The organism is Nostoc sphaeroides (genome assembly GCF_003443655.1).
Taxonomy (GTDB): domain Bacteria; phylum Cyanobacteriota; class Cyanobacteriia; order Cyanobacteriales; family Nostocaceae; genus Nostoc; species Nostoc sphaeroides.
In genome coordinates this window covers 2,147,366-2,169,797 of sequence record NZ_CP031941.1, presented here as the reverse complement: position 1 = coordinate 2,169,797, position 22,432 = coordinate 2,147,366, and the positions used below count along the sequence as shown (strand labels likewise).

Below are 22,432 nucleotides of genomic sequence, written 5' to 3'. Positions count from 1 at the left end.
GTACTCTCTTGAGTTTTTGATAGTTTACTAGTACTTAAAATTCACGTAAGTTTCAACCTTCTCTTTTGGCAATTGTTCTACAATCTGACACCGAATCATCTGCCTTAAATTCTCTGGTAGGCTCTCATAATAGTCTCGTTGGAGAGTTAAATCTACCTTCGGCGTGTGCAACCAATGCATAGCATAGCCCATAACTACCATCGGTCTTGGCTGGTTAGTCCGATTTGGTGAACCTCGATGCAGCGCCAAAGGTGTCCGAATCATCGCATCCCCTAGCTGCATATAGAAAGATTCCATCGGAATTTCACCAGTGGCAATTTTCCTTAGCCCCTCTTCACGCGGCAAAAGATGCGTACCACACGCCATCTGGAACGGGCCGTTTTCTGCCGTTACTTCCACAAGTGGGAAGTTAACTGCAAGGGCGTAGAGTGGCGTTACTATTTGATCGGAAAACAAAGGGCGATAGTCCCGGTGGATTTCCTGATAATCCGAACCTTGTACTGGGAGATCAACTCCCAACTGAACCATCACATATTCCTGAAAAAATACTCGCTCCAGCACACCCATAATCACTGGATTGGCGAAAACTTCCACGTTGGCAAAGGGGGAAACCCAAGGCAATGTTAGATAGTAACGAGCAATTTCACGGGGAGCCAGTCCACCTGGTTGATTTTGGCGTTCTCGGAATAAATTTTCAAAAGCTTTTGCCCATTCGCTAATCAATTCTTGATCAAAAAGACCGCGAATCACACAAATTCCGTCTCGATTCAGGTCTTCGGCAAATCGGTTTAGGTCAGTATCTGTATATTTATTTACTCTGCCTATACTTTGAACCATTTTCTTATCCTCGCCAATTCATCATGTTAAAGTCGAATTTAAATTGCACTCTCAATAGCAGTTTTTGCAATTGTTCGTCGATAATAACGCACCATTTCTGGAATTGACTTATCAGTTTTTGTAGACTTAGGTTATCGTAATCTCTTTAAAGATACGGCTTTATTTGGTGGCTGATAGCACAAACCGGTTGATTAGTTTCTAAGGTTTTCCGGTTCTGAGGTAAGGTGCTGAATCAGAAATACAGCAATGGTTCTTCAGGCAGTTCACTGCCCAAATTGTGATATTATAAATTTAGTAAGAGGTGAAAAAAGTACTGAAAGCAAAAAGTGCTACCTTTGCTGCCAAGATGGGAGTTTTTGCCACACATTCATCACACGGGTTCTGAAAATTACCTGCAACTCTGTAATCCAAGAATGAAAATAATTCGTAATTCTTAATTAAGTTTTGTAACGGACATTTAGCGCCAAACCGGAGCGGAAATTTCCTTTGATGTGAATTTTGTCCTCTTAGACCCCCCAGAAAATTTGCCGCGACTCGAATGAGCGATCGCCCAACGTCTTGTTAGTTGTTCTTGACTTAAACCCCCAGAATTAGTTAAAAAAACTTTCAGCGTTATTGGGCAATAGAGTTAATTTGCAAAACCGAATTCAGCATAACTGTTGTGGGGTAGCCGTTTTGCCCGCCCAGTAGATGCAATTTAAATATGGAACAGCTTACCTGATTTTTTCCTGCCGACTTGGCAAATATTCACGATATGTGTGCCATAATGTCACGAGTCTATAGTCTATACCTAATTTTGCAGCCCTAATACTAGGGCGCTTGATGTATTTTATGTTTACTATTAAGCGATAAATAGCGTTATGTAAGTACAGGTATAAAGTTATATAGATTACAGAGGAAGGAGTAAAAAACTCCTGGAATGTCTCAAAAGAGCCTAGTTTACTTGAAACCGAAGGCACAGAAAAATTTGTTCTATTGTAGTTACATTAAGAGGTTTTAATGAAGTTGTTGGATATACAAAATCGTAAAGTTGAATTACCCTCTAATACAGATAATCAAAGGGTTTCTGGTTTCCCAGAGGCTGGGTATCCACGTCCACAGTTACAGCGATCGCACTGGCTAAATTTAAACGGTGAGTGGAAGTTCGCATTTGACGATGAAGGGCGATGTGTTCAACCAGGCGATATCCAGAGGTGGAGTCATTATATACAAGTTCCCTTCGCTCCCGAATCTACCAAAAGTGGTATTGGTGATACAGGTTTTCATCCAAACTGCTGGTATGAGCGAGAATTTGAAACGCCTGAAGGTGACGGCAGATTATTACTGCACTTTGGGGCTGTGGATTATCGCGCCCGTGTATGGGTGAATGGTCAATATATGCTAGAGCATGAAGGGGGACATACTCCTTTCACGCTCGATATTACCGCAGTTTTGAATGATACTGGCATAACTAAAATAACAGTCTGGGCGCAGGATGATCCTGGTGATCTTGCCAAGCCTAGAGGAAAGCAGGATTGGCAATTGGAACCGCACAGTATTTGGTATCCTCGCACCAGTGGTATTTGGCAAACAGTCTGGATTGAGCGGGTGGGTAAAACTTACATCGATCACATCCGGTGGAGTCCCGATTTCGAGCGGTGGGAAGTTGGTTGTTATGCTGCGATCGCAGGTGATGCGCCTGCTGGTATCCAAATCAAGGTAAAACTGAGCATTGGCAATAACGTGCTAGCAAACGATACTTATGAAGTGTTTAACGGAGAAATTGGGCGTCGCATCTCCCTTTCCGATCCAGGTATCGACGACTACCGCAACGAATTGCTGTGGAGTCCAGAAAAGCCCACTCTAATGGATGCCCACATTGAACTTTGGCATAACAATGAGCTTTTGGATGAAGCAAAATCCTATACAGCAATGCGGACTGTGGGGATACAGCGCGATCGCTTTATGCTCAATGGTCGTCCTTATTATTTGCGCTTAGTTCTCGATCAAGGCTACTGGCCAGATTCGCTAATGACAGCACCGGACGATGGCGCATTGCGCCGCGATGTTGAACTCACCAAAGCAATGGGTTTTAACGGAGTCCGTAAGCACCAGAAAATTGAAGACCCGCGATTTTTATATTGGGCAGATAAGCTGGGGTTGTTAGTATGGGAGGAGATGCCCAGTGCATATCGTTTCACACCGAAAGCTGTGGAACGCACGACGCGAGAGTGGGCTGAGGTGATTAAGCGAGATATCAGCCACCCCTGTATCGTAGCTTGGGTAACGTTTAATGAATCCTGGGGAGTTCCGAATTTGGTTGAGACTGCGGCTCACCGAAACTACGTTTTAGCAATGTATCACTTAACTAAGACTCTCGATCCGAGCCGCCCAGTGATTGCCAACGATGGCTGGGAAAGTACGGATACAGATATTCTGGCTATTCATGACTACGACACCCACGCACAACGATTAGGTCATCGCTATGGGCCAGAAGTGAAGCTATCAGATTTGTTTGACCGGAAGCGTCCTGGAGGGCGCATCCTGACACTGGATAACTTTCCCCATCAGGGACAGCCAGTGATGCTGACTGAGTTTGGTGGTATTGCCTATGCCCCTGTTGATAACCCCGATGCAGATAAAGCTTGGGGATATGAGCGTTGCTCCAATATTTCCGAGCTAGAAATGAAATACGCTTCTCTGCTTCTAACGATTAATGATATCGAGCTATTTAGCGGATTTTGCTACACCCAATTAACAGATACTTTCCAAGAAGCTAACGGTTTATTATACGCCGATCGCACCCCGAAATTTCCCATTGAGGCGATCCGCGCTGCAACCCTCTCAGGACAAGGTTTATGTACTCCCACAAGCTGTTAAAGCCGGATGGTCGCCCACTGACCTTATATAGTCGATACCCGATTGCCGATAATATCATCGCCACTAGCCCTAGTAATGAACCAGTGCAGGCAAATCCCCACCTGCGCTGGCATCCTTTACGCGGCGAATGGGTTGCTTACGCTTCTCACCGTCAAGGGCGGACTTTCATGCCACCCCCGGAATATAACCCCCTTGCACCCACTACTAAACCGGAGTTTCCTACAGAACTTCCCCCAGGTAAGTATGATGTAGCGGTGTTTGATAATCGCTTTCCCTCAATGGCTCAAACGGCACACAACCCACCGGAGTGTATTGTGGAAACATTGCCTGCAAATGGGGCGTGTGAAGTGGTGGTTTTTGCTCAAAATGCCCAAGCTTCCCTTAGTTCTCTGGAATTGGAACACCTTGATTTGCTGTTGCAAGTGTGGGGCGATCGCACCCGCGTATTAGGAGCAAATTCCCAAATTCAGTACGTGCTGCCATTTGAAAATAAAGGTGTAGAGGTGGGTGTAACATTGCACCATCCCCACGGGCAAATTTACGCCTATCCTTTTACACCGCCTGTGCCGGCGCGGATGCTGTCAATGCAGCAGGAGTATTATGAAAAACATCGGCGGGGTTTACTGCAAGACTTGATTCAGAAGGAAATTGCAGACAATCAACGGATTATTTATCAAGATGAGTATGCGATCGCATTTGTCCCGGTATGCGCTCGTTACCCCTATGAAGTTTGGATAGCACCAAAAGAGCCAGTTGGCACTTTTATGGATCTTACCCCACAGCAACGTTGGGGACTTGCTAAGGCATTAAAAACTGTCACTCTCAAGTATGACGGCTTGTGGAATCGTCCATTTCCTTACTTGATGGCTTGGTTCCAAGCACCAACTGACGGTTTAGCGCATCCCGAAGCGCATTTACACGCCGAGTTTTTTCCACCATATCGAACAAGCGAAAGGCTGAAGTATCTAGCGGGAACTGAACTTGCAGCAGGGATGTTTGCCAATGATGCTTTACCGGAGGAGAAAGCGAAGGAGCTACAGGCTGTGGCTGTAGATATTGAAATGCCAATTTCCGCATAAAGAGAAAATAGGCAACTGATAAAAGGCGCATTTCATAAAGTATGCGCCTCAAATTCAAAATTGATATCCCAATACAGTTTAGTTAATATATACTGGTAATTATTGTTACGCAATATGAGGCTTTAAAAATCAGTTTTTTATGTGAACTACTTGCCAACGTTAGGAATTCTGTTAACAGGTAATACTATATACGGTTAACCGGAGTGATTACATATATACGCTTAATAATACATCTGTATATAATCTTTTTTATACAAAAGATAAAGTATTTTCGTTGTTAAACATAAATTTATTTTAAGGAATTAACAAAAAGAAACTGAAAATAGGATTTTTACGAATGTTAGATGTATTTAGCGAAGAAGTTGAACTCCTGATTAAATCAGGTATCTCTAATCTGTATTGGTATAAAGCCCATCTTAAAAAAACTTGGTTAAATTCAGGAGTTCCGTCTCCAGTATGCGAAGATTTGTTTTCCAGGACTAATAGCGAAGGTAAATCTCTGACAAAAAGACGATTAATGGATTTACTTTATGAAGAATTACGTAATTTTCATTATGATAGAAGGCTCGAAATATCACGAAATTTTGTAAGGATTTTGATAGAAAGAGAAAACTTTGAGCCAGAAGATAATAAGCATAAAATAGAAATAAGTAAAAATAGTAGTATTAAGTTAAAAGAAATAATAGCTCGTCAGAAAAGGGAACAAGAAAAGAAAGAATATAAAGAACAAGAAGAAAAAAAGGAAGATTATTATTCTCAACAATCACGCTTAAAAGAGCGTTTTATTGAGTCTTATAAATTCCCTCCACAAAAAAGAGGTTATGAATTAGAAAAAATCTTCTCTAATTTGATGAGGATAAGTGGTATTCCTGTGGAAGATTCGTTCAAAATAGTAGGAGAGCAAATAGACGGAGCTATTAAATATGATGCTTATTATTATCTAGTCGAATTAAAGTGGATTGCAGAGCAAGTTAATCAAAGCCATATTTCCAGTCTTTATATGAAAGTAGAAGGTAAGATGCAATCCTTTGGATTATTTATTGCAATGAATGGTTATTCTGAAGACGCGTTATCTTCTTTAACCACAGGTAAAAATATTAAGGTACTTCTTTTAGATGGTATTCATCTAATGAATGTTATATCTGGTATTTATACATTTCAGCAATTATTAGAACATGCAAGAAAGCAAGCTGCTTTTAAAGGGAAAATATATTGTTCACATGACATTAATTGAAGTTAAATAACCTCAGCAAGTAGCGTGCCTTAATAACGTACCCGTTAAAATTTATTATCTCGTTCCCAGTCTCAGACTGGGAATACAATTATAGAGGCTCTGCCTCTGCTGTCACTAAAGGCAGAGCCTTTTAAAATTCATTTTCATACAGAATATGAAACAAAGGATGAAATCTAGATTTTACAATGATAATGTGTCAAAATATCAAGGAGAAAATAAAATGAAAGTCAGAGGAATAAAACGCGGTCAAAATATAGAAATATTAGAGCAATTAAATAACATTCCAGATGGAACAGAAATAATTATAGACTTAGAATTTATTGAAAATAAAATATGCGAACCAAAAGTTAATTTAACAGAAGAAGAGAGATTAGCTAAATTAAATAAATTATTTGGAGTGTGGAAAAATCAACCAGATTTAACAGAAATATTTGTAGAGATTGACCAAGAACGTCATACTTACCAAGGTAGAAACATAGACTCAATTGATAATCAGGATAACAGCTAATGTATCTGTTAGATACTAACATTTGCATTGCACTTCTCAAAGAAAACCCTCAAGCAGTGAAAAAATTTAATCGCTACTTTAGCCAATGTTATCTATCAACAATTATAGTTGCTGAACTTTATAAAGGCGTTTACTATTCTCAACAGATGTCCAAGAATCTGGAAAATTTGCAGCAGTTTACTGAGCTATTACCCATAGAACCATTTGATTTAGAAGCAGCTACTGAATTTGGCAAGATTCAAAGCGAACTCAAAAATATTGGTAAACCAACTGGAGAATTAGATGCGTTAATTGCTGCTGTTGCTCGTTCTCGCAATGATATTCTCGTGACTAATAACATCAAAGATTTTAGTAATATTGATAACTTACAATTAGAGAACTGGTTAGAAAATTAGATATAGATTAATACAATTGATACACTGCCATATCACTATTGTTGAGTAATCTGGGGTAATAGCGATCGCTAGTGTACCATTTGGAATACCAACCTCAGACAGACGCAGACCGACGCAGATAAGTTTGATAATCATCTGTATCTATCCGTGTTTTTCCTATGAACGAAGAAGTCTCCAAAAAACTAGAGTTAATCAGGCAAACTTTGCGTGAAACCGAAGTGCAAGGCGTGCGCTTGCGCGGTACAGACTGGTTTGCCTGGGCGACGGCTGGCGCTTCTAACACCGTGCTGCTTACTGCTGAAAGTGGCGTAGCAGAAGTATTAATAACTACTGAAGATGCTTGGGTATTGACGGATGAAATTGAAGCGCAACGTCTTCAGGATGAAGAACTGCCTGCTAATTTTAAGGTGTATGTGAACCCTTGGGCTGATGGTGCTGCCCGTGAGTCTTTTGTTCGTGATGCAACTGGCGGAGGGAAAGTAATTAGCGATCGCCCCATCTCCAATTTAGAACAGCCATTACCCCCATCTCTGCAATTGCATAAACGGGTAATGATGTCAAGTGAATTAGAGCGATATCGCCAAGTTGGGCAAAAAGCTAGTCAGGCAATGACAGAAGTACTCAAAGTTGCCAAGCCAACTTGGACAGAATATCAGTTAGCGGGTGCGGGTGCAGAGGCATTATGGGCGCAAGGCTTACATCCGGCGTTGACACTGGTAGCGGGTGAGAGGCGTTTACCGCTATACCGTCATGCTACACCCACAGCAGAACAGATTGGACGGCAAGCGATGCTAGTGTTTTGCGCTAGAGGTTACGGTTTGTATGCAAATTTGACGCGATTTGTTTGTTTTGGTAAGCTCTCAGACGAACGGGCAGAATTGCATTCCCATGTGCGCGAAATAGAAGCAGTAGTTTTGAATTTGTGCCAACCTGGAACCACTTTGGACACAGTTTATCACGCGCTAGCTCAGGCTTATGAGCAGCATGGATTTCCTAATGCCATCCGTGAACATCACCAGGGAGGAACTACTGGATATTTAGCGCGAGAAATCGTAGCAAATCCAACCACTACTGATGCTTTGGCAGAAGGTATTGCTGTTGCTTGGAATCCCAGTTTAACTGGGGCAAAGGTTGAAGATACTTTTGTAATTTTGAAAGATGGAAAGTTGGAAAATCTGACTTTTGATCAAAATTTCCCTAATGTTGAGGTAGAAGGAAGATTGCGCCCTGTACCTTTATATAATTAATAATTATGGATTTTCAACAAGTATTCGGTAAACCACCTGAAACTCAAGCTAGTGCGCCAGGAAGAGTAAATTTACTAGGCGAACATACCGATTATAACGATGGCTTCGTTCTTCCAACTGCGATTCCTCAAAGTACAATGGTACAGCTAGGTTTTAGTAGCGATAGCCAACATCACTTTTACTCGGAAAATCTCAACGAGCAAGTGAGCATTTCAGATATCAATCATACGCCCTCTGGATTCGCCAGTTATATTTTTGGCTGTATTGAGCTTTTGCAAAAAGCAGGATATACAATACCATCACTTTGTGTCTACGTCAAATCTTCGGTTCCGATGGGTTCAGGTTTATCTAGCAGCGCAGCTTTGGAAGTGGCAACCCTCCGGGCATTACGCCAACTTCTGAACCTTCCCATTGATGATGTTGAAATCGCCCAATTCGCCCAGCAAGCAGAAATTCAATATGCTGGCGTACAATGCGGCATCATGGATCAGATGGCTTCTAGTTTGGCTGATACTGAACATATCTTGTTTTTAGATACACGGACTTTAGAACGCCGCGTGATGCCTTTGCCTGAAAAAGCGGAGATTTTGGTTATTGATAGCGGTGTACCCCGCACACTTGCAGGTAGCGGTTATAACCAGCGTCGGGCTGAGTGTGAAGAAGCGGCGCGATCGCTCAAAGTTAAAGCATTGCGAGATATTACTGATGTTAATGTAACAAAAACATTACCCGAACCACTACAGCGTCGTGCCCGTCATGTAGTTACAGAAAATAACCGCGTCTTGGAGGTTTTGCAGGGAGTAACATCTGAACGCTTTGGTGAATTGATGAACGCTTCCCACGCCAGCTTGCGAGATGATTACGAAGTTTCAGTACCAGCCCTAGATAGGTTGGTAGAGATTTTGCAGAAAACAGAAGGGGTGTTTGGTGCAAGACTGACGGGTGCAGGCTTTGGGGGAGCAAGTGTAGCTTTGGTTAGATCGGGTGAAAGCAAAGGTATTGCAACTCATGTCCTTGAACAATACAACCAAGCAGGTTACAACGGACAAATTTTGGTTCCTTCTTTGGGATTAACTGATGCAGCTTAAAGTTGTTTATAGCGCGAATTAATTCTCCCCGATGGATTATACTAAATCCTCAGTGTATTCTAATGTACAATATTGCTTACAAAAACTTGGCAATTAGAGATTTATCACTATGGTAGCATTAACACAATCAAAATTATTAACTAAGGAAAAATTAAAAATACAGATTGCTGAAAACCTTGAAGAACTCAAGCTCCATGCAGACAGTTGGAATCAGCTTGTTTTTGAATCTACTCAACAGTTACCAATGACATCCTATGCATGGGTATCATCATATTTTGAACACTATGTGGAAGTTGACGAATCATGGTTTTGTGTATTTGCTTATAATGATTCTGAGCTAGTAGGTGTTTTGCCGCTAATTGTAACTCCAAAGAGGTTCTTTGGATTCAATTTTTCGTTCTTAGTTACACGTAGGTCTTCACAATCATGTTCGCTTGATATTGTAGCCGCATTGGGGCTTGAAAATATAATTATTCCAGTCCTTATTGATGCTGCGAGGCAATTTTGTCCCCATCATCTGGGCATGGTATTTAACCGTTTACCGGAGAATTCACCGACTATTGCTGCTTTAGAAGGGATGTCACATATTATCCTCATTAAAGAGCTTGATTGGATGATGGGAGCTCACTTAAAAATAACTGGCTGTTTTGATGAATATCGAAAAAACCTCAGTGGTAATTTAAAAAGTACTATCAAAAGATCGGGAAAGAAACTTTATCAACTAGAAGGGGTGAAAACTATTTTCCTCAAAGGAAGCGACGCCACTGAAAAACATTTACCTCAATTAATAGAAGTGGAAGCTGCCAGTTGGAAAAGAACTAGAGGAAAATTAATTGCAAGTTCATCAACAGATATATCATTTTACACAAATCTTACACGCCGATTATCAGAAGCTGGTTGGCTTGAATGGCAATTACTTGAAGCTGAAGGGAAGACAATCGCAATCAATTTAGCGATTAAGTTGAAGCGTTCAACCATTATTTGGAAGCTGGCTTACGATGAGAGTTATTCCAAATTTTCTCCTGGCACTATACTTTTTGAACAAGTAGTTAAGTCAGCTTATGAGGATAAAGTTGACGAGATTAATCTAATTAGTGATTTTCCTTGGTATGACAATTGGAAGATGGATAAACGCCCACACTATACTATACAAGTATATTCGCATCAACTGATTTCTTTGATGTTTGGATTCCTGCCTGCATATATCCTCAAAAAGCTTAAAATGCTTAAAAGACAATTTACAAAGCGGTATCAAATTTTTAGTAATTAAGAATAATAAGAGATGATTTATAAAGTAAACTTTAAGTTGACTAGGGACTAGGAAAGAGTTTTCCCAATACCCAATCCCCAATCCCCAATCCCCAATATAATTTATTTAACCCAATCTCACCTAAACCATCTCAAACTCTAATTGATGACTCTTGAGAAAATCATGGGTGAAATGATCGACCACATTTGTGTCAGCTAGTTCTAAATTATAAAAATCTACAGATTCATGGTCAAAATGGGGGCCAGCGTGCCAAGTACCCTCATGTAGCTTAATAAAACAATTCCCCGGAATACGGAAAGCAGCAATCTCTTCTAATGCTGGTTCATTCACATCATTATTAGGAGGACAAACTGCAATTAACCAATCCTTCCCTTCTAAAGAACCCAGACATTGAGTACATCGCACATGGCGAGTAATTTTGTGAAACTTTCGCCCTCTCTTCTCCAACTGCATAATATAAAATCGGGGAATCCCGTTATGCAGGTTTAATTGGGCATCTTCCACATCGTAAGCTTTGCCATCAAGACTTGCAAAAATCACCTGTCCATAACGCCGAAAGTTTTCAGAATTCACCGATTGTGCTTGCAATTGTTGGACTGTCTTTGATGCACTCATATCAAATCTTTGAGAGAGATTACTTAGCTTGATTTTCCCGCATAATCGCCAATAATTATTAATTCATAAATTAAAAAATTAAATTATGAATTAGTAATTATAAATTATGAATTATTTAGCTAGCTAGATAACTACGTACTTGTTCTTTCTGGCGGCGGAGGAGACTGAGGGCTTTTTGCTCTATTTGACGTACCCGTTCTCGACTAATACCCATGCGATCGCCAATCTGTGCTAAAGAAAGTTCATATCCATCAGTCAGACCAAAGCGCAAGGTTAATATTTCTCGCTGCTGGGGAGACAACTTTGCCAACAAGTCTTGTAAATCTTGGTGCAAAGATTCTTCAACAGCATAGTCTTCGGGAGATGGGCCATCATCCTCTAGTATGTCCTGCAATTCTGTATCTTGTTGTTCACCAACTCGCGCCTCTAAAGAGAAAGGTTGACGCGCTAAGTACAAACACTCTCGCACTTGGCTAGGTGTCAAAGATAACGCTTTAGCGATTTCAGCAGTAGTGGGAACCCGACCTAATTGTTGAGATAATTCTCGCTGCACCCGTTTAATTTTGTTCAGTTTCTCAAAGACGTGGATCGGTAAACGAATTGTCCGTCCTTGTTGAGCGATCGCTCTTGTGATTCCTTGACGAATCCACCAGTAAGCGTAGGTAGAAAACTTATAACCAAGAGCGGGATCAAATTTATCCACCCCTCGCTCTAAACCTAAAGTACCTTCTTGAATTAAATCCATAAATTCCAGGTTGCGGTGCTGGTATTTCTTCGCCACTGCTACCACTAACCGGAGATTAGCCTGAATCATTTTCTGCTTGGCTTGATGTCCTAAATTTAGCCGTTGCTCTACCACCTCAACACTTAACTCCACCCGATCTGCCCATTCTTGCAGCGTGGGTTCGTTATTTAATTTCACAGCCAATTCTTCTTTAGCAGCTAATAAATTCATCATCTGCTGCACTTGTTCAGCAAAAATAACCTCTTGTTCACGAGTCAACAAATCTACACGCCCGATTTCTTGCAGATAACTACGCACAATATCATCTGTAGCTCGAGGTTTTTTATCTGCGGCTAAACTTTTTTTCTTCGTTTTTTGAACTTCGGTAGGTGGAGATGTTAAGTTGCTCATGGTTATTTGCTCCTCTGTAACGTCATCAATTTATTGGTACCAAGTCTAGATATTCAGACCCATAGCCATTTCACACTGCTAATCAATCAATTGGCAATACTGATGATGAATTCTGGTCTATGATACATTACAAGTTAATTCTTGGAGATAATAAACCCAAAATCAACCCACCCCCTAATAATAACATCATCAGTGGTGACAAATCAATTGCCTCAAGTATCATCACCATATTTTTAACCTATTACACTGATTTATTATTGATATTTGCATATCTGGAAACCTAATTATTATTGATTTAATTTTCCAATATACTTTATGAATAATCAAAAATTGCCCCGACAAGTATTTTATTACAATAAACCAATCCGCTTGGGTTAAGGCTAGCACTATGAGTCAAATTTGTTTTTTTTTAACGTAGACGCGGAGCGGCTTGCCGCAGGCTACCACAGAGGCGCAGAGGACACAGAGAGAGAAGAAAGAGAAGGAAAAAATTGCTTAACTGAAGTGTATTGTACAATAAACAACTTAAGAATAGGAAATCTCTAAATTAGTCGTAATTGAAGATTATTAAAACACAAAATAACAATTTATTTATTTATTTTCATTTGTGCTATTTTGCTTATCTCTCAAAGGTATCTATGATAATTGCGCTTGTCTCATACTGCACGCAGACATCTGCATTGGGTGTATTATCAATGTAATTACTCTTGGCGACATTTTTTTGACTAAAAGTAGTAATAATGGTCACATTAACATCAAGGATAATACTTGGCAAGACAGCAACACCCGCGATCGCAAGTAATTATCCTATTTTCAGAAAATATTTACGTTATCAGATGGTTAATTATTATACAGCTTAATTTAAATAACAAGATTCCTGACTTCTCCAAAAATCATCTGAAATCCTTAACGAGACAATATCTTAAGGCTTCCCTGCTTACTAGTTTTCACCTTAGCTTGACATAATTACACACTTATGAATAAATCCAAATGATTATACCAATAATTAGTTATCTCTTGTTAAAAAAGTTGTATATCAAAACTTAGTAACTGTCACACTAATACCAGAATCGAGTTTAGGAACCTTGAGATACTCAATTGGCTCACTACTTTGAGAAGTTTGGGTGTTTGTTGGCTTTTGACATTCCTTAAAAAAAGCACCTGGGTTATTGATGAACTCAAGCGGGTTAATCTTTTTGCATCCTCCCTCCTGTTCTAGCAAAATTGATTCAGCAGTTTGTTTAGGATTATTGGATTGTCCGGTAAAATTACTCCATGTAGTGTTAATTGTGGCTGGTTCCGTTAATAAAATTCCAGCTTGATTGTAATCGTCTGTTGTGATGGGAACATTTTCTTGGTTAGCGAATGCACTCTGGGGGAGAGCGAATGCACTAATCACTACAACTAAGGTGATAGAAGATAATTTCATAATTCAATCTCTTTAGATTTAATATTCAGTTTAATAATTAAAATTGGCTAGATACAGAAACCAAAAAATAGCAGGCTAGTTTTAATACTCCAGGTTAACATAGGTAGCAAGAAGTTGGGCTAAACTTCATTAAAGATATAGCGAAGGTCAAATGTAGACTTTTATCTAATCAGTTAAGCATTTATACTCTTTCTTCTCTCTGTGTTCTCTGCGCCTCTGCGGTTCGTAAAACAACAGTTTTGGCCTTAAGTGAACCGTATTGTCTCAAAATGGCGGATTAACATTAATGCTCAGGTGGAATTGGTTGCTTATCTCCTGATGTCGTTTCTATGGTGCTTTCCTGAAATCAACTGGATGCTGAAAACTTAGATTAATTTTCAGGTAAATAGACAACATCTGTCGCGGAGGTTTAGTATTGTTAAACCACTACGACAGATGTGGATAGCATCAATGAAAACTGCTGTAATTACACGGAAGTGGCACTGATGCTAACTATAGGAATGGTTGAGGTATAGTCGTTAAATTATCTCCACCAAAGTTGTACTCTGTGCCGAAACCGACAGGAGTAGTAGAAGTATCGAGAATCGTGAACTCTGCGGCATTCCTTGTCGGATTCGCCCCATAGCCAATGCCACTAATCAGGGTATAAGTAACGATTTCTCTCCCTTCTGTGAGGTTATCGGCAATGATGTTGTTGACGAGACTGGCAGCAGTTGCCCCCGCCGCGATACCCACTTTCGCCCCAGTAATTATGTCTGCACTGTTACGCAGGAGTTCAAAACTGGTAATGTTGGTGCCACCTGCGACGTTATATTGGATGTCACCTGGTAAGGGGTCGCTGTCTTGGGTAAGGGCAAATTCAACGATTAGACCATTTGTCGGCGCAGGCTGAGTCAGGTTGAAGTTCCAGCGTAGTTGGTCGCCTTCTCTGACATTCCGGGAATCTGTGCTAACGCTGACTACAGGAGTAGTAGAAGTATCGAGAATCGTGAACTGTGCGGCATTCCTTGTCGGATTCGCCCCATAGCCGATGCCACTAATCAGGGTATAAGTAAGGATTTCTCTCCCTTCTGTGAGGTTATCGGCAATGATGTTGTTGACGAGACTGGCAGCAGTTGCCCCCGCCGCGATACCCACTTTCGCCCCAGTAATTACACCTGCACTGTTACGCAGGAGTTCAAAACTGGTAATGTTGGTGCCACCTGCGACGTTATATTGGATGTCACCTGGTAAGGGGTCGCTGTCTTGGGTAAGGGCAAATTCAACGATTAGACCACCTGCTGGAGCCGCCTGAGTCAGGTTGAAGTTCCAGCGTAGTTGGTCGCCTTCTCTGACATTCCGGGAATCTGTGCTAACGCTGACTACAGGAGTAGTAGAAGTATCGAGAATCGTGAACTGTGCGGCATTCCTTGTCGGATTCACCGCATAGCCTGTGCCATTAATCAGCGTATAAGTAACGCTTTCTGGCCCTTCTCTGAGGTTATCGGCAATGATGTTGTTGACGAGACTGGCAGCAGTTGCCCCCGCCGCGATACCCACTTTCGCCCCAGTAATTACACCTGCACTGTTACGCAGGAGTTCAAAACTGGTAATGTTGGTGCCACCTGCGACGTTATATTGGATGTCACCTGGTAAGGGGTCGCTGTCTTGGGTAAGGGCAAATTCAACGATTAGACCACCTGCTGGAGCCGCCTGAGTCAGGTTGAAGTTCCAGCGTAGTTGGTCGCCTTCTCTGACATTCCGGGAATCTGTGCTAACGCTGACTACAGGAGTAGTAGAAGTATTGAGAATCGTGAACTGTGCGGCATTCCTTGTCGGATTCACCGCATAGCCTGTGCCATTAATCAGCGTATAAGTAACGCTTTCTGGCCCTTCTGTGAGGTTATCGGCAATGATGTTGTTGACGAGACTGGCAGCAGTTGCCCCCGCCGCGATACCCACTTTCGCCCCGGTAATTACACCTGCACTGTTACGCAGGAGTTCAAAACTGGTAATGTTGGTGCCACCTGCGACGTTATATTGGATGTCACCTGGTAAGGGGTCGCTGTCTTGGGTAAGGGCAAATTCAACGATTAGACCACCTGCTGGAGCAGGCTGAGTCAGGTTGAAGTTCCAGCGTAGTTGGTCGCCTTCTCTGACATTCCGGGAATCTGTGCTAACGCTGACTACAGGAACCTTATTAGTGCTTGTTGATGTCATTTAAGATACTACAAAGAAGATTTCATGAAATATCACAATATTTTAAAGGTAGGTAATTAAAAATATATTATTAAAAAGTAAAAAATAGGTTAACCCTAAAAAATTATCATAAACGCGATTCAGTAAGAATTATGAAAAACTCCACGCTACTTGCGGGATAGAGTTTACCGCCGACTTCCATGAAATCTTACCGGAAACGACAGAAGCCTTCGTTTACGGAGAAGATTGGAGATCGAAGATTAAAGAAAAGCAGATTGAATTTGGTACAAGCCCCGTCCCTCGTGGACGGAATAAATCTAAAATTATCAATCTCAAATCCTCAAGCTGCACCCCTTGTGGGTGCAGACAATCTCCAATCTGCCATCTACAATCTCCAATGTGTTGACATTGCTATGATTCGTCTGATGCTCAAACAACTTGCGTGATTAAAATCACCTATCAAAAACTTTTCAGACATCCTCTAACATTTTATTTCTTTTTCTTTAAGCAAAATATATCAAAAATTCCCGCCCCTATACCCCACAAAAAAGAATAAATTATTTGAAAGTCTTATCAAACAGAGACTTTGGCTATTGAGTACATTATTAATACATATTAATAGATGCAGTATTGTGGATGAGATATTAATAGATGCAGTATTTGTTAAAAGTTAACTTCAGAGCCAAAAGTCATCAATAAATTATCCTTTAATCACGGAGTAAATCCTACCGATAAATTTTTAATGTAGATAATACACTCAACTTCTAATTTTGGCTATTTCTGATTCTTATACTCACATGTTCTGATAATGCAGCTTAGAGGCGGGGACAAAAATCAAATTATGAACAAAACCTTTGCAACCATCGACGGGAATGAGGCTGTTGCCCGTGTTGCTTACAAATTAAATGAAGTGATTGCCATTTATCCTATCACCCCCTCTTCAGCAATGGGTGAATGGGCAGATGCTTGGTCAGCAGAAAGTCGTCCCAACCTCTGGGGTACTATTCCCAGCGTCGTGCAGATGCAGAGCGAAGGGGGAGCCGCCGGTGCTGTGCATGGGGCATTACAAACAGGTTCCTTGAGTACCACCTTCACGGCATCTCAGGGATTATTGTTGATGATACCCAACTTTTACAAAATTGCTGGTGAGTTGACTAGCGCTGTGGTTCACGTTGCCGCCCGTTCTTTGGCTACTCATGCGTTATCAATTTTTGGCGATCATAGCGATGTGATGGCAGCCCGCGCTACTGGTTTTGCTCTATTGTGTTCGGCTTCGGTGCAGGAAAGTCAAGATTTTGCTCTGATTGCTCATGCTGCTACCCTAGAGACGCGAGTCTCGTTTATGCACTTCTTTGATGGTTTCCGCACATCACATGAAGTGCAGAAAGTCAAATTGCTCTCAGATGACGATTTGCGATCGCTCATCCACGATAACCTAATACTCGCCCACCGCAGTCGCGCCCTCACCCCAGATCGTCCAGTTTTGCGCGGGACTGCCCAAAACCCCGATGTCTACTTCCAAGGACGGGAAGGTGCTAACCCTTATTACAACGCCTGTCCAGATATTGTCCAGCGCATCATGGATGAATTTGGCGATCGCACGGGAAGGCATTATAAAATCTATGAATATTACGGCGCTAACGATGCCGATCGCGTTATCGTTCTTATGGGTTCAGGTTGTGAAACCGTCCATGAAACAGTCGATTATCTCAACGCCCGTGGTGAAAAACTTGGTGTAGTAAAAGTGCGACTTTACCGCCCCTTTGATGTCCAAAGGTTTGTTGCAGTATTACCAACTAGTGTACAAGCGATCGCAGTTCTCGACCGCACCAAAGAAGCAGGTAGCGCCGGTGAGCCTTTGTATTTAGATGTTGTAGCTGCTATCCATGAAGCGTGGGGAGATAAGAGAGCAGGGGGAGCAGGGGAGGCTGGCGTTGCAGGGGGAGAAAATACTGTCTCATACCCTAAAATTATCGGTGGGCGTTACGGTCTTTCTTCTAAAGAATTTACTCCGGCGATGGTGAAGGGTATCTTCGATAATCTCGCGCAAAGCCAGCCGAAGAAGCATTTTACTATCGGGATTAATGACGACGTTAGTTATACTTCCTTGAGCTTTGACCCTAATTTCTCTACAGAATCGGATGACGTTGTTAGGGCAATGTTCTATGGGTTGGGTGCTGATGGCACTGTTGGAGCTAATAAAAATTCTATCAAGATTATTGGTGAAGAAACCGACAATTACGCCCAAGGCTACTTTGTCTATGATTCCAAGAAATCTGGCTCAATAACCGTCTCTCACCTACGCTTCGGGCCAAAACCAATTCGCTCTACTTACCTAATTGACCAAGCCAACTTTATTGGTTGTCATCACTGGGGATTTCTAGAACGCATAGATATTTTGAAAGCTGCTATTCCTGGGGCGACTTTGTTGATTAACAGTCCATACAATGCAGATACCGTCTGGGAATATCTGCCGATGAAGGTGCAGCAGCAAATTATCGACAAGCATTTGAAGTTATACGTCATCAATGCTAGCCAAGTTGCCCGCGACAGTGGCATGGGTGGCAGAATTAACACCATTATGCAAGTATGCTTCTTTGCCTTAGCGGGTGTCTTGCCACAAGAAGAAGCGATCGCTAAAATCAAACAAGCAATTGACAAAACTTACGGTAAAAAAGGCGTAGAAGTTGTCCGCATGAACTTGCAAGCTGTAGACAACACCCTAGACAACTTGCATAAAGTAGATGTCCCCCAAACAATCCTAACTACTTCGGCTCCGCTCAGTACAAGTCCTAACTCCTCACTCCTAACTCCTCACTCCTCACTTAACTCCGCTCCCGAATTTGTGCGGGACGTTCTGGGTAAAATCATGATATGGGAAGGTGATGATTTACCTGTTAGCACCCTACCTGTTGATGGTACTTTTCCCGTAGGTACTGCCAAATGGGAAAAACGTAACGTTGCCGAAGAGATACCTGTGTGGGAGCCGGATGTCTGCGTTCAATGTGGTAAGTGCGTGATGGTTTGTCCCCATAGTGCCATCCGGGCAAAGGCTTATCAAGCGGATGAGTTAGTCAATGCACCAGAAACCTTCAAGTCAACTGGTGCAAAAGATAAAGACTTTGCCAATCAAAAATTTACCATTCAAGTTGCCCCAGAAGATTGCACAGGATGCACTATTTGTGTAAATATTTGCCCTGCTAAAGATAAATCTGAGCCATTGCGGAAAGCGATTAACATGGCACAGCAATTGCCATTGCGGGAAGAAGAGCGAAAAAACTGGGATTTCTTTTTGAGTTTACCTAATCCTGACAGGCGATCGCTAAAATTAAACCAGATTCGCCAACAACAACTGCAAGAACCTTTATTTGAATTCTCTGGTGCTTGTGCAGGTTGTGGTGAAACACCTTACTTAAAATTATTAACACAATTGTTTGGCGATCGCGCCGTCATCGCCAATGCTACAGGTTGTTCCTCAATCTATGGTGGTAATCTCCCCACAACTCCTTGGACAACCAACGCCCAAGGACGCGGCCCCGCGTGGTCTAATAATCTATTTGAAGATAACGCCGAATTCGGTTTTGGCTTCCGCCTTTCCTTAGATAAACAAGCTGAGTTTGCGGCGGAATTGTTGCAGCAGTTAGGGAGTGGGGAGTGGGGAGTGGGGAGTGGGGAAATAGTTTCTGAGGATTTGGTTCAATCTATTCTCAAAGCTGAACAAAAATCTGAGGCTGACATTTGGGAACAGCGCGAAAGAATAGAACTTTTGCAGCAGAGGTTAGATGAAATCGTAACTCGCGATCCTAATCTAAAATCTAAAATCCAAAATCTAAAATCCCTTGCTGATTATTTGGTGAGAAAAAGCGTCTGGATTGTTGGCGGTGATGGTTGGGCTTATGATATTAACTTTGGCGGCATCGATCATGTAATTGCTAGTGGTCGAAATGTGAATATTTTGGTCATGGATACAGAAGTGTATTCTAATACAGGCGGTCAATCTTCTAAAGCTACGCCACGAGCAGCAGTTGCTAAATATGCCGCCAGTGGTAAGCCAGGAGGGAAGAAAGACTTAGGGATGATTGCCATGACCTACGGAAATGTCTACGTAGCGAGTGTAGCCCTTGGTGCTAGAGATGAACATACCCTGAAAGCATTTCTAGAAGCAGAAGCTTATGATGGCCCATCAATAATTATTGCTTACAGCCATTGCATTGCTCACGGCATTAATATGACCACAGGCATGAATCATCAGAAAACTTTGGTAGAATCAGGTCGTTGGTTGCTGTATCGGCATAATCCAGAGTTGCTCAAACAAGGTAAAAATCCCTTGCAATTGGATATGCGATCGCCTACGCAATCGGTAGAACATTCGATGTATCAAGAAAATCGCTTCAAAATGCTCACCAAGAGTAAACCAGACGTAGCCAAGCACTTGTTAGAACAAGCGCAAGCTGAGGTAGATGCCCGTTGGCAGATGTACCAATATCTGGCAAATAGGTAATGGTTAACAGGTAATAGGTTTGTAGCTATTACCTGTTATGTGTGTTACTACTGTTTACCAACTTATAAAGGTAAATATTGAACACGATTTTTTAATTCTTCAAGATATGCAGTTTTAGCAATAATTTCTAAATCACGAATACAATCACCGACAGAAACTCTGAGTTTATGGGCATAAATCACACCAACAAAGTTTATTTGTTGTCCTTGACGACAGTTAGCTTCAGCTAGAAAATCTTCATCTTGGGAAAATAAAACACGCTCAAGTTCTGTTGCACGGTCAAGTATAATTGGATCAGGAAAGCCAGTGCGCCCATCTTCTTGTACTTAGGACTTACGCACACTCTACGAATTCTTGGCGTTCTTGGCGTCTTGGCGGTTCGATAAATTAAGCTTTTCGGCAATTTTTGCGTAAGTCCTGGTACTGTTAATACATCTACACCCCGTAACCGTAATCCATTTGTAATTCCTCGATGAACATTTTCATCTATATAAAGAGCAACACTCATTTAATTAATCCTTCTGCACGGAGTCTTTTTGATAATGGAGATTCTCCGGCTTCTAAACGTAATTTTTCGGCATACTCAAAGCGTCGCTGCATATCAGCATCAATTTCTTCTTTATGCTCCCAATAATAAGCTAAAGCTGAGTAAATTTGGCTCATGGTCAGATGTGGATACTGGAAATGTAATTCTTCTGGACTCCAACCATAAGCATGAATAGAAGTAATTAACTCTACAACTTTCATTGATGTTCCTGTAATGTAAGGAACATTATTTTCATCAATTAGGATATGTCTATATTCAGTAGTGGTTGTTTCAGACATTATTTTTATAAATCCTGTATTCTAAAATATCTCTAACTATTTTATCAAGCAATTCTTGTTTTTTGACTATTGTAAGTCTTTAAAAATATCCTTGCCTAAGTTTTCTATTGGCACATCTGAAGATAATTGAGTTGGGATTCGTAGGTTAATTAAAAATACTATTTGATTTTTCTCGATATTAAGAGTCGCATAGCTCAACGAATTGATGCTGATGATAATTTTGCTAGTCAATTGGAGCAAGCGCTTGATACCAATGATACATCTTGGTTAGCACAGTTGATATATGAAGTAATTGGTATTGTTATCCAAATTGGATCAGATATTTGGAATTGGCTTTGTAGTCTGTAATGCGGTTGACAAATTTAGTTTCTTAATTCAGTAAGTAAGTTGAGTTAAAGAAAACGTATTATTAAAGAGCGATCGCCCCTAATTTGCCATCTTCAATTACCAAGCGATCGCTCTTCATTTTCTCACTTCAGATGTATCAATATTTAGCAAACAGGTAACGCTTAATGGGTAATAAGTTGCGTAGGTTGGGTTGAGGAACGTAGGCGTAGCCTTCTCGCAGAGTAACCCAACATTTTCGGGGCTTTGTTGAGTTTCGCTATCGCTCTACCCAACCTACAATTATCCTTAACTGAACTACGGAAATGTCTACGTAGTTAGTGTAGCAATGGGCGCTAAAGATGAACATACTCTCAAAGCATTTTTGGAAGCCGAAGCATATAATGGCCTATCGTTGATTATTTTACAGCCATTGCATCGCCCACGGCATTAATATGACCACAGGCATGAATCATCAGAAAACTTTGGTAGAATCAGGTCGTTGGTTGCTGTATCGGCATAATCCAGAGTTGCTCAAACAAGGTAAAAATCCATTGCAATTGGATATGCGATCGCCTACGCAATCGGTAGAACATTCGATGTATCAAGAAAATCGCTTCAAAATGCTCACCAAGAGTAAACCAGACGTAGCCAAACATTTGTTAGAACAAGCCCAAGCTGAGGTAGATGCACGTTGGCAGATGTACCAATATCTGGCAAAACGCGATATTTTCTGAATATTAGCCCTGATTTTAGTTACAAAATACCATTTTTGTAACTAAAATCGTTATTTTCGTTACAAAATAATCATTTTGGTTACTAGAATAATTCTTTTTGTTACAAACATTATAATTTTGGTTATTAAATAACCATTTTGGTTATTAAAGTCATTATTTTCGTTACAAACA

At 41.2% G+C, this 22,432-nt stretch carries 21 protein-coding genes and 1 pseudogene; 13 read left to right on the top strand and 9 right to left on the bottom strand.

The annotated features are described in order from the left end of the window. Positions 1-27: 27 nt before the first annotated feature. On the bottom strand, positions 28-837 hold the full coding sequence (locus D1367_RS09790) for a phytanoyl-CoA dioxygenase family protein (RefSeq protein WP_118166243.1): 810 nt from the start codon (positions 835-837) through the stop codon (positions 28-30). A gap of 999 nt (positions 838-1,836) precedes the next feature. On the opposite strand from D1367_RS09790, the gene D1367_RS09785 reads away from it, so the two are divergent. The 5 genes from D1367_RS09785 (at position 1,837) to D1367_RS09765 (ending at position 6,912) form a co-directional block, all read left to right on the top strand. Then, positions 1,837-3,696: a glycoside hydrolase family 2 protein gene (locus tag D1367_RS09785; protein WP_118166240.1), complete on the top strand. Its 1,860-nt coding sequence runs from the start codon at positions 1,837-1,839 to the stop codon at positions 3,694-3,696. Next, a complete protein-coding gene (gene galT / locus D1367_RS09780; RefSeq protein WP_118166237.1) occupies positions 3,675-4,775 on the top strand; it encodes a galactose-1-phosphate uridylyltransferase in 1,101 nt (366 codons plus the stop codon). The genes D1367_RS09785 and galT overlap by 22 nt, the downstream gene beginning before the upstream one ends. Before the next feature lie 337 nt (positions 4,776-5,112). Further along, on the top strand, positions 5,113-6,009 hold the full coding sequence (locus D1367_RS09775; RefSeq protein WP_118166234.1) for a restriction endonuclease: 897 nt from the start codon (positions 5,113-5,115) through the stop codon (positions 6,007-6,009). Between the two features lie 220 nt (positions 6,010-6,229). Further along, positions 6,230-6,517, top strand: coding sequence for a hypothetical protein (locus D1367_RS09770; RefSeq protein ID WP_118171260.1), 288 nt, complete (start codon positions 6,230-6,232; stop codon positions 6,515-6,517). Continuing rightward, positions 6,517-6,912, top strand: a complete 396-nt coding sequence (locus D1367_RS09765; protein WP_118166231.1) for a type II toxin-antitoxin system VapC family toxin — start codon at positions 6,517-6,519, stop codon at positions 6,910-6,912. Before D1367_RS09770 ends, D1367_RS09765 begins: the two co-directional genes overlap by 1 nt. Here the strand turns inward: D1367_RS09765 and D1367_RS30660 are convergent. Beyond that, positions 6,901-7,047, bottom strand: coding sequence for a hypothetical protein (locus tag D1367_RS30660; RefSeq protein WP_181985124.1), 147 nt, complete (start codon positions 7,045-7,047; stop codon positions 6,901-6,903). The two genes, D1367_RS09765 and D1367_RS30660, sit on opposite strands and share 12 nt — an antisense overlap. Positions 7,048-7,070: 23 nt before the next feature. Here D1367_RS30660 and D1367_RS09760 point away from each other — a divergent pair, with 23 nt between their 5' ends. The 3 genes from D1367_RS09760 (at position 7,071) to D1367_RS09750 (ending at position 10,517) form a co-directional block, all read left to right on the top strand. Further along, positions 7,071-8,159 (top strand): M24 family metallopeptidase, encoded by a 1,089-nt coding sequence (locus D1367_RS09760; protein ID WP_118166228.1) that lies wholly within the window; start codon positions 7,071-7,073, stop codon positions 8,157-8,159. Positions 8,160-8,164: 5 nt separating this feature from the next. After that, on the top strand, positions 8,165-9,247 hold the full coding sequence (gene galK, locus D1367_RS09755) for a galactokinase (protein ID WP_118166225.1): 1,083 nt from the start codon (positions 8,165-8,167) through the stop codon (positions 9,245-9,247). A gap of 109 nt (positions 9,248-9,356) precedes the next feature. Continuing rightward, positions 9,357-10,517 (top strand): GNAT family N-acetyltransferase, encoded by a 1,161-nt coding sequence (locus D1367_RS09750; RefSeq protein WP_118166223.1) that lies wholly within the window; start codon positions 9,357-9,359, stop codon positions 10,515-10,517. 120 nt (positions 10,518-10,637) lie between these two features. On the opposite strand, the gene D1367_RS09745 is transcribed toward D1367_RS09750, so the two are convergent. Next, the gene (locus tag D1367_RS09745) at positions 10,638-11,132 is read right to left on the bottom strand and encodes an ureidoglycolate lyase (protein ID WP_118166220.1); all 495 of its coding nucleotides are present in this window, start codon (positions 11,130-11,132) and stop codon (positions 10,638-10,640) included. Between the two features lie 115 nt (positions 11,133-11,247). After that, positions 11,248-12,267: an RNA polymerase sigma factor, RpoD/SigA family gene (locus D1367_RS09740; protein WP_244944995.1), complete on the bottom strand. Its 1,020-nt coding sequence runs from the start codon at positions 12,265-12,267 to the stop codon at positions 11,248-11,250. Positions 12,268-12,874: 607 nt separating this feature from the next. Between D1367_RS09740 and D1367_RS33425 the strand changes: the two genes are divergently transcribed. Then, positions 12,875-13,069, top strand: a complete 195-nt coding sequence (locus D1367_RS33425; RefSeq protein ID WP_228674572.1) for a hypothetical protein — start codon at positions 12,875-12,877, stop codon at positions 13,067-13,069. Positions 13,070-13,303: 234 nt separating this feature from the next. Here the strand turns inward: D1367_RS33425 and D1367_RS09730 are convergent, their stop codons facing one another. Continuing rightward, on the bottom strand, positions 13,304-13,696 hold the full coding sequence (locus D1367_RS09730) for a hypothetical protein (protein WP_118166214.1): 393 nt from the start codon (positions 13,694-13,696) through the stop codon (positions 13,304-13,306). Between the two features lie 492 nt (positions 13,697-14,188). Continuing rightward, the gene (locus D1367_RS09725) at positions 14,189-15,895 is read right to left on the bottom strand and encodes a hypothetical protein (RefSeq protein ID WP_118166211.1); all 1,707 of its coding nucleotides are present in this window, start codon (positions 15,893-15,895) and stop codon (positions 14,189-14,191) included. Positions 15,896-16,155: 260 nt separating this feature from the next. Between D1367_RS09725 and D1367_RS31740 the strand changes: the two genes are divergently transcribed. Both D1367_RS31740 and nifJ read left to right on the top strand, forming a co-directional pair. After that, the gene (locus D1367_RS31740) at positions 16,156-16,320 is read left to right on the top strand and encodes a hypothetical protein (protein WP_220451026.1); all 165 of its coding nucleotides are present in this window, start codon (positions 16,156-16,158) and stop codon (positions 16,318-16,320) included. A 395-nt stretch (positions 16,321-16,715) separates the two neighbouring features. Continuing rightward, a complete protein-coding gene (gene nifJ, locus D1367_RS09715) occupies positions 16,716-20,375 on the top strand; it encodes a pyruvate:ferredoxin (flavodoxin) oxidoreductase (RefSeq protein ID WP_118171254.1) in 3,660 nt (1,219 codons plus the stop codon). A 62-nt stretch (positions 20,376-20,437) separates the two neighbouring features. On the opposite strand, the gene D1367_RS33420 is transcribed toward nifJ, so the two are convergent. From D1367_RS33420 to D1367_RS09705, 3 genes are read right to left on the bottom strand one after another with little or no spacing between them, the layout of a single operon-like run. Further along, positions 20,438-20,662: a hypothetical protein gene (locus D1367_RS33420; RefSeq protein ID WP_476739226.1), complete on the bottom strand. Its 225-nt coding sequence runs from the start codon at positions 20,660-20,662 to the stop codon at positions 20,438-20,440. After that, positions 20,602-20,883, bottom strand: coding sequence for a hypothetical protein (locus tag D1367_RS31735; protein WP_220451025.1), 282 nt, complete (start codon positions 20,881-20,883; stop codon positions 20,602-20,604). The genes D1367_RS33420 and D1367_RS31735 overlap by 61 nt, the downstream gene beginning before the upstream one ends. Beyond that, positions 20,880-21,200, bottom strand: a complete 321-nt coding sequence (locus D1367_RS09705) for a DUF433 domain-containing protein (protein ID WP_118166205.1) — start codon at positions 21,198-21,200, stop codon at positions 20,880-20,882. Before D1367_RS09705 ends, D1367_RS31735 begins: the two co-directional genes overlap by 4 nt. A 162-nt stretch (positions 21,201-21,362) precedes the next feature. Between D1367_RS09705 and D1367_RS09700 the strand changes: the two genes are divergently transcribed. Further along, a complete protein-coding gene (locus tag D1367_RS09700) occupies positions 21,363-21,548 on the top strand; it encodes a hypothetical protein (RefSeq protein ID WP_118166202.1) in 186 nt (61 codons plus the stop codon). 289 nt (positions 21,549-21,837) lie between these two features. Then, positions 21,838-22,261: pseudogene (locus D1367_RS09695) on the top strand (thiamine pyrophosphate-dependent enzyme); the annotation flags it as partial. Between the last annotated feature and the right edge of the window lie 171 nt (positions 22,262-22,432).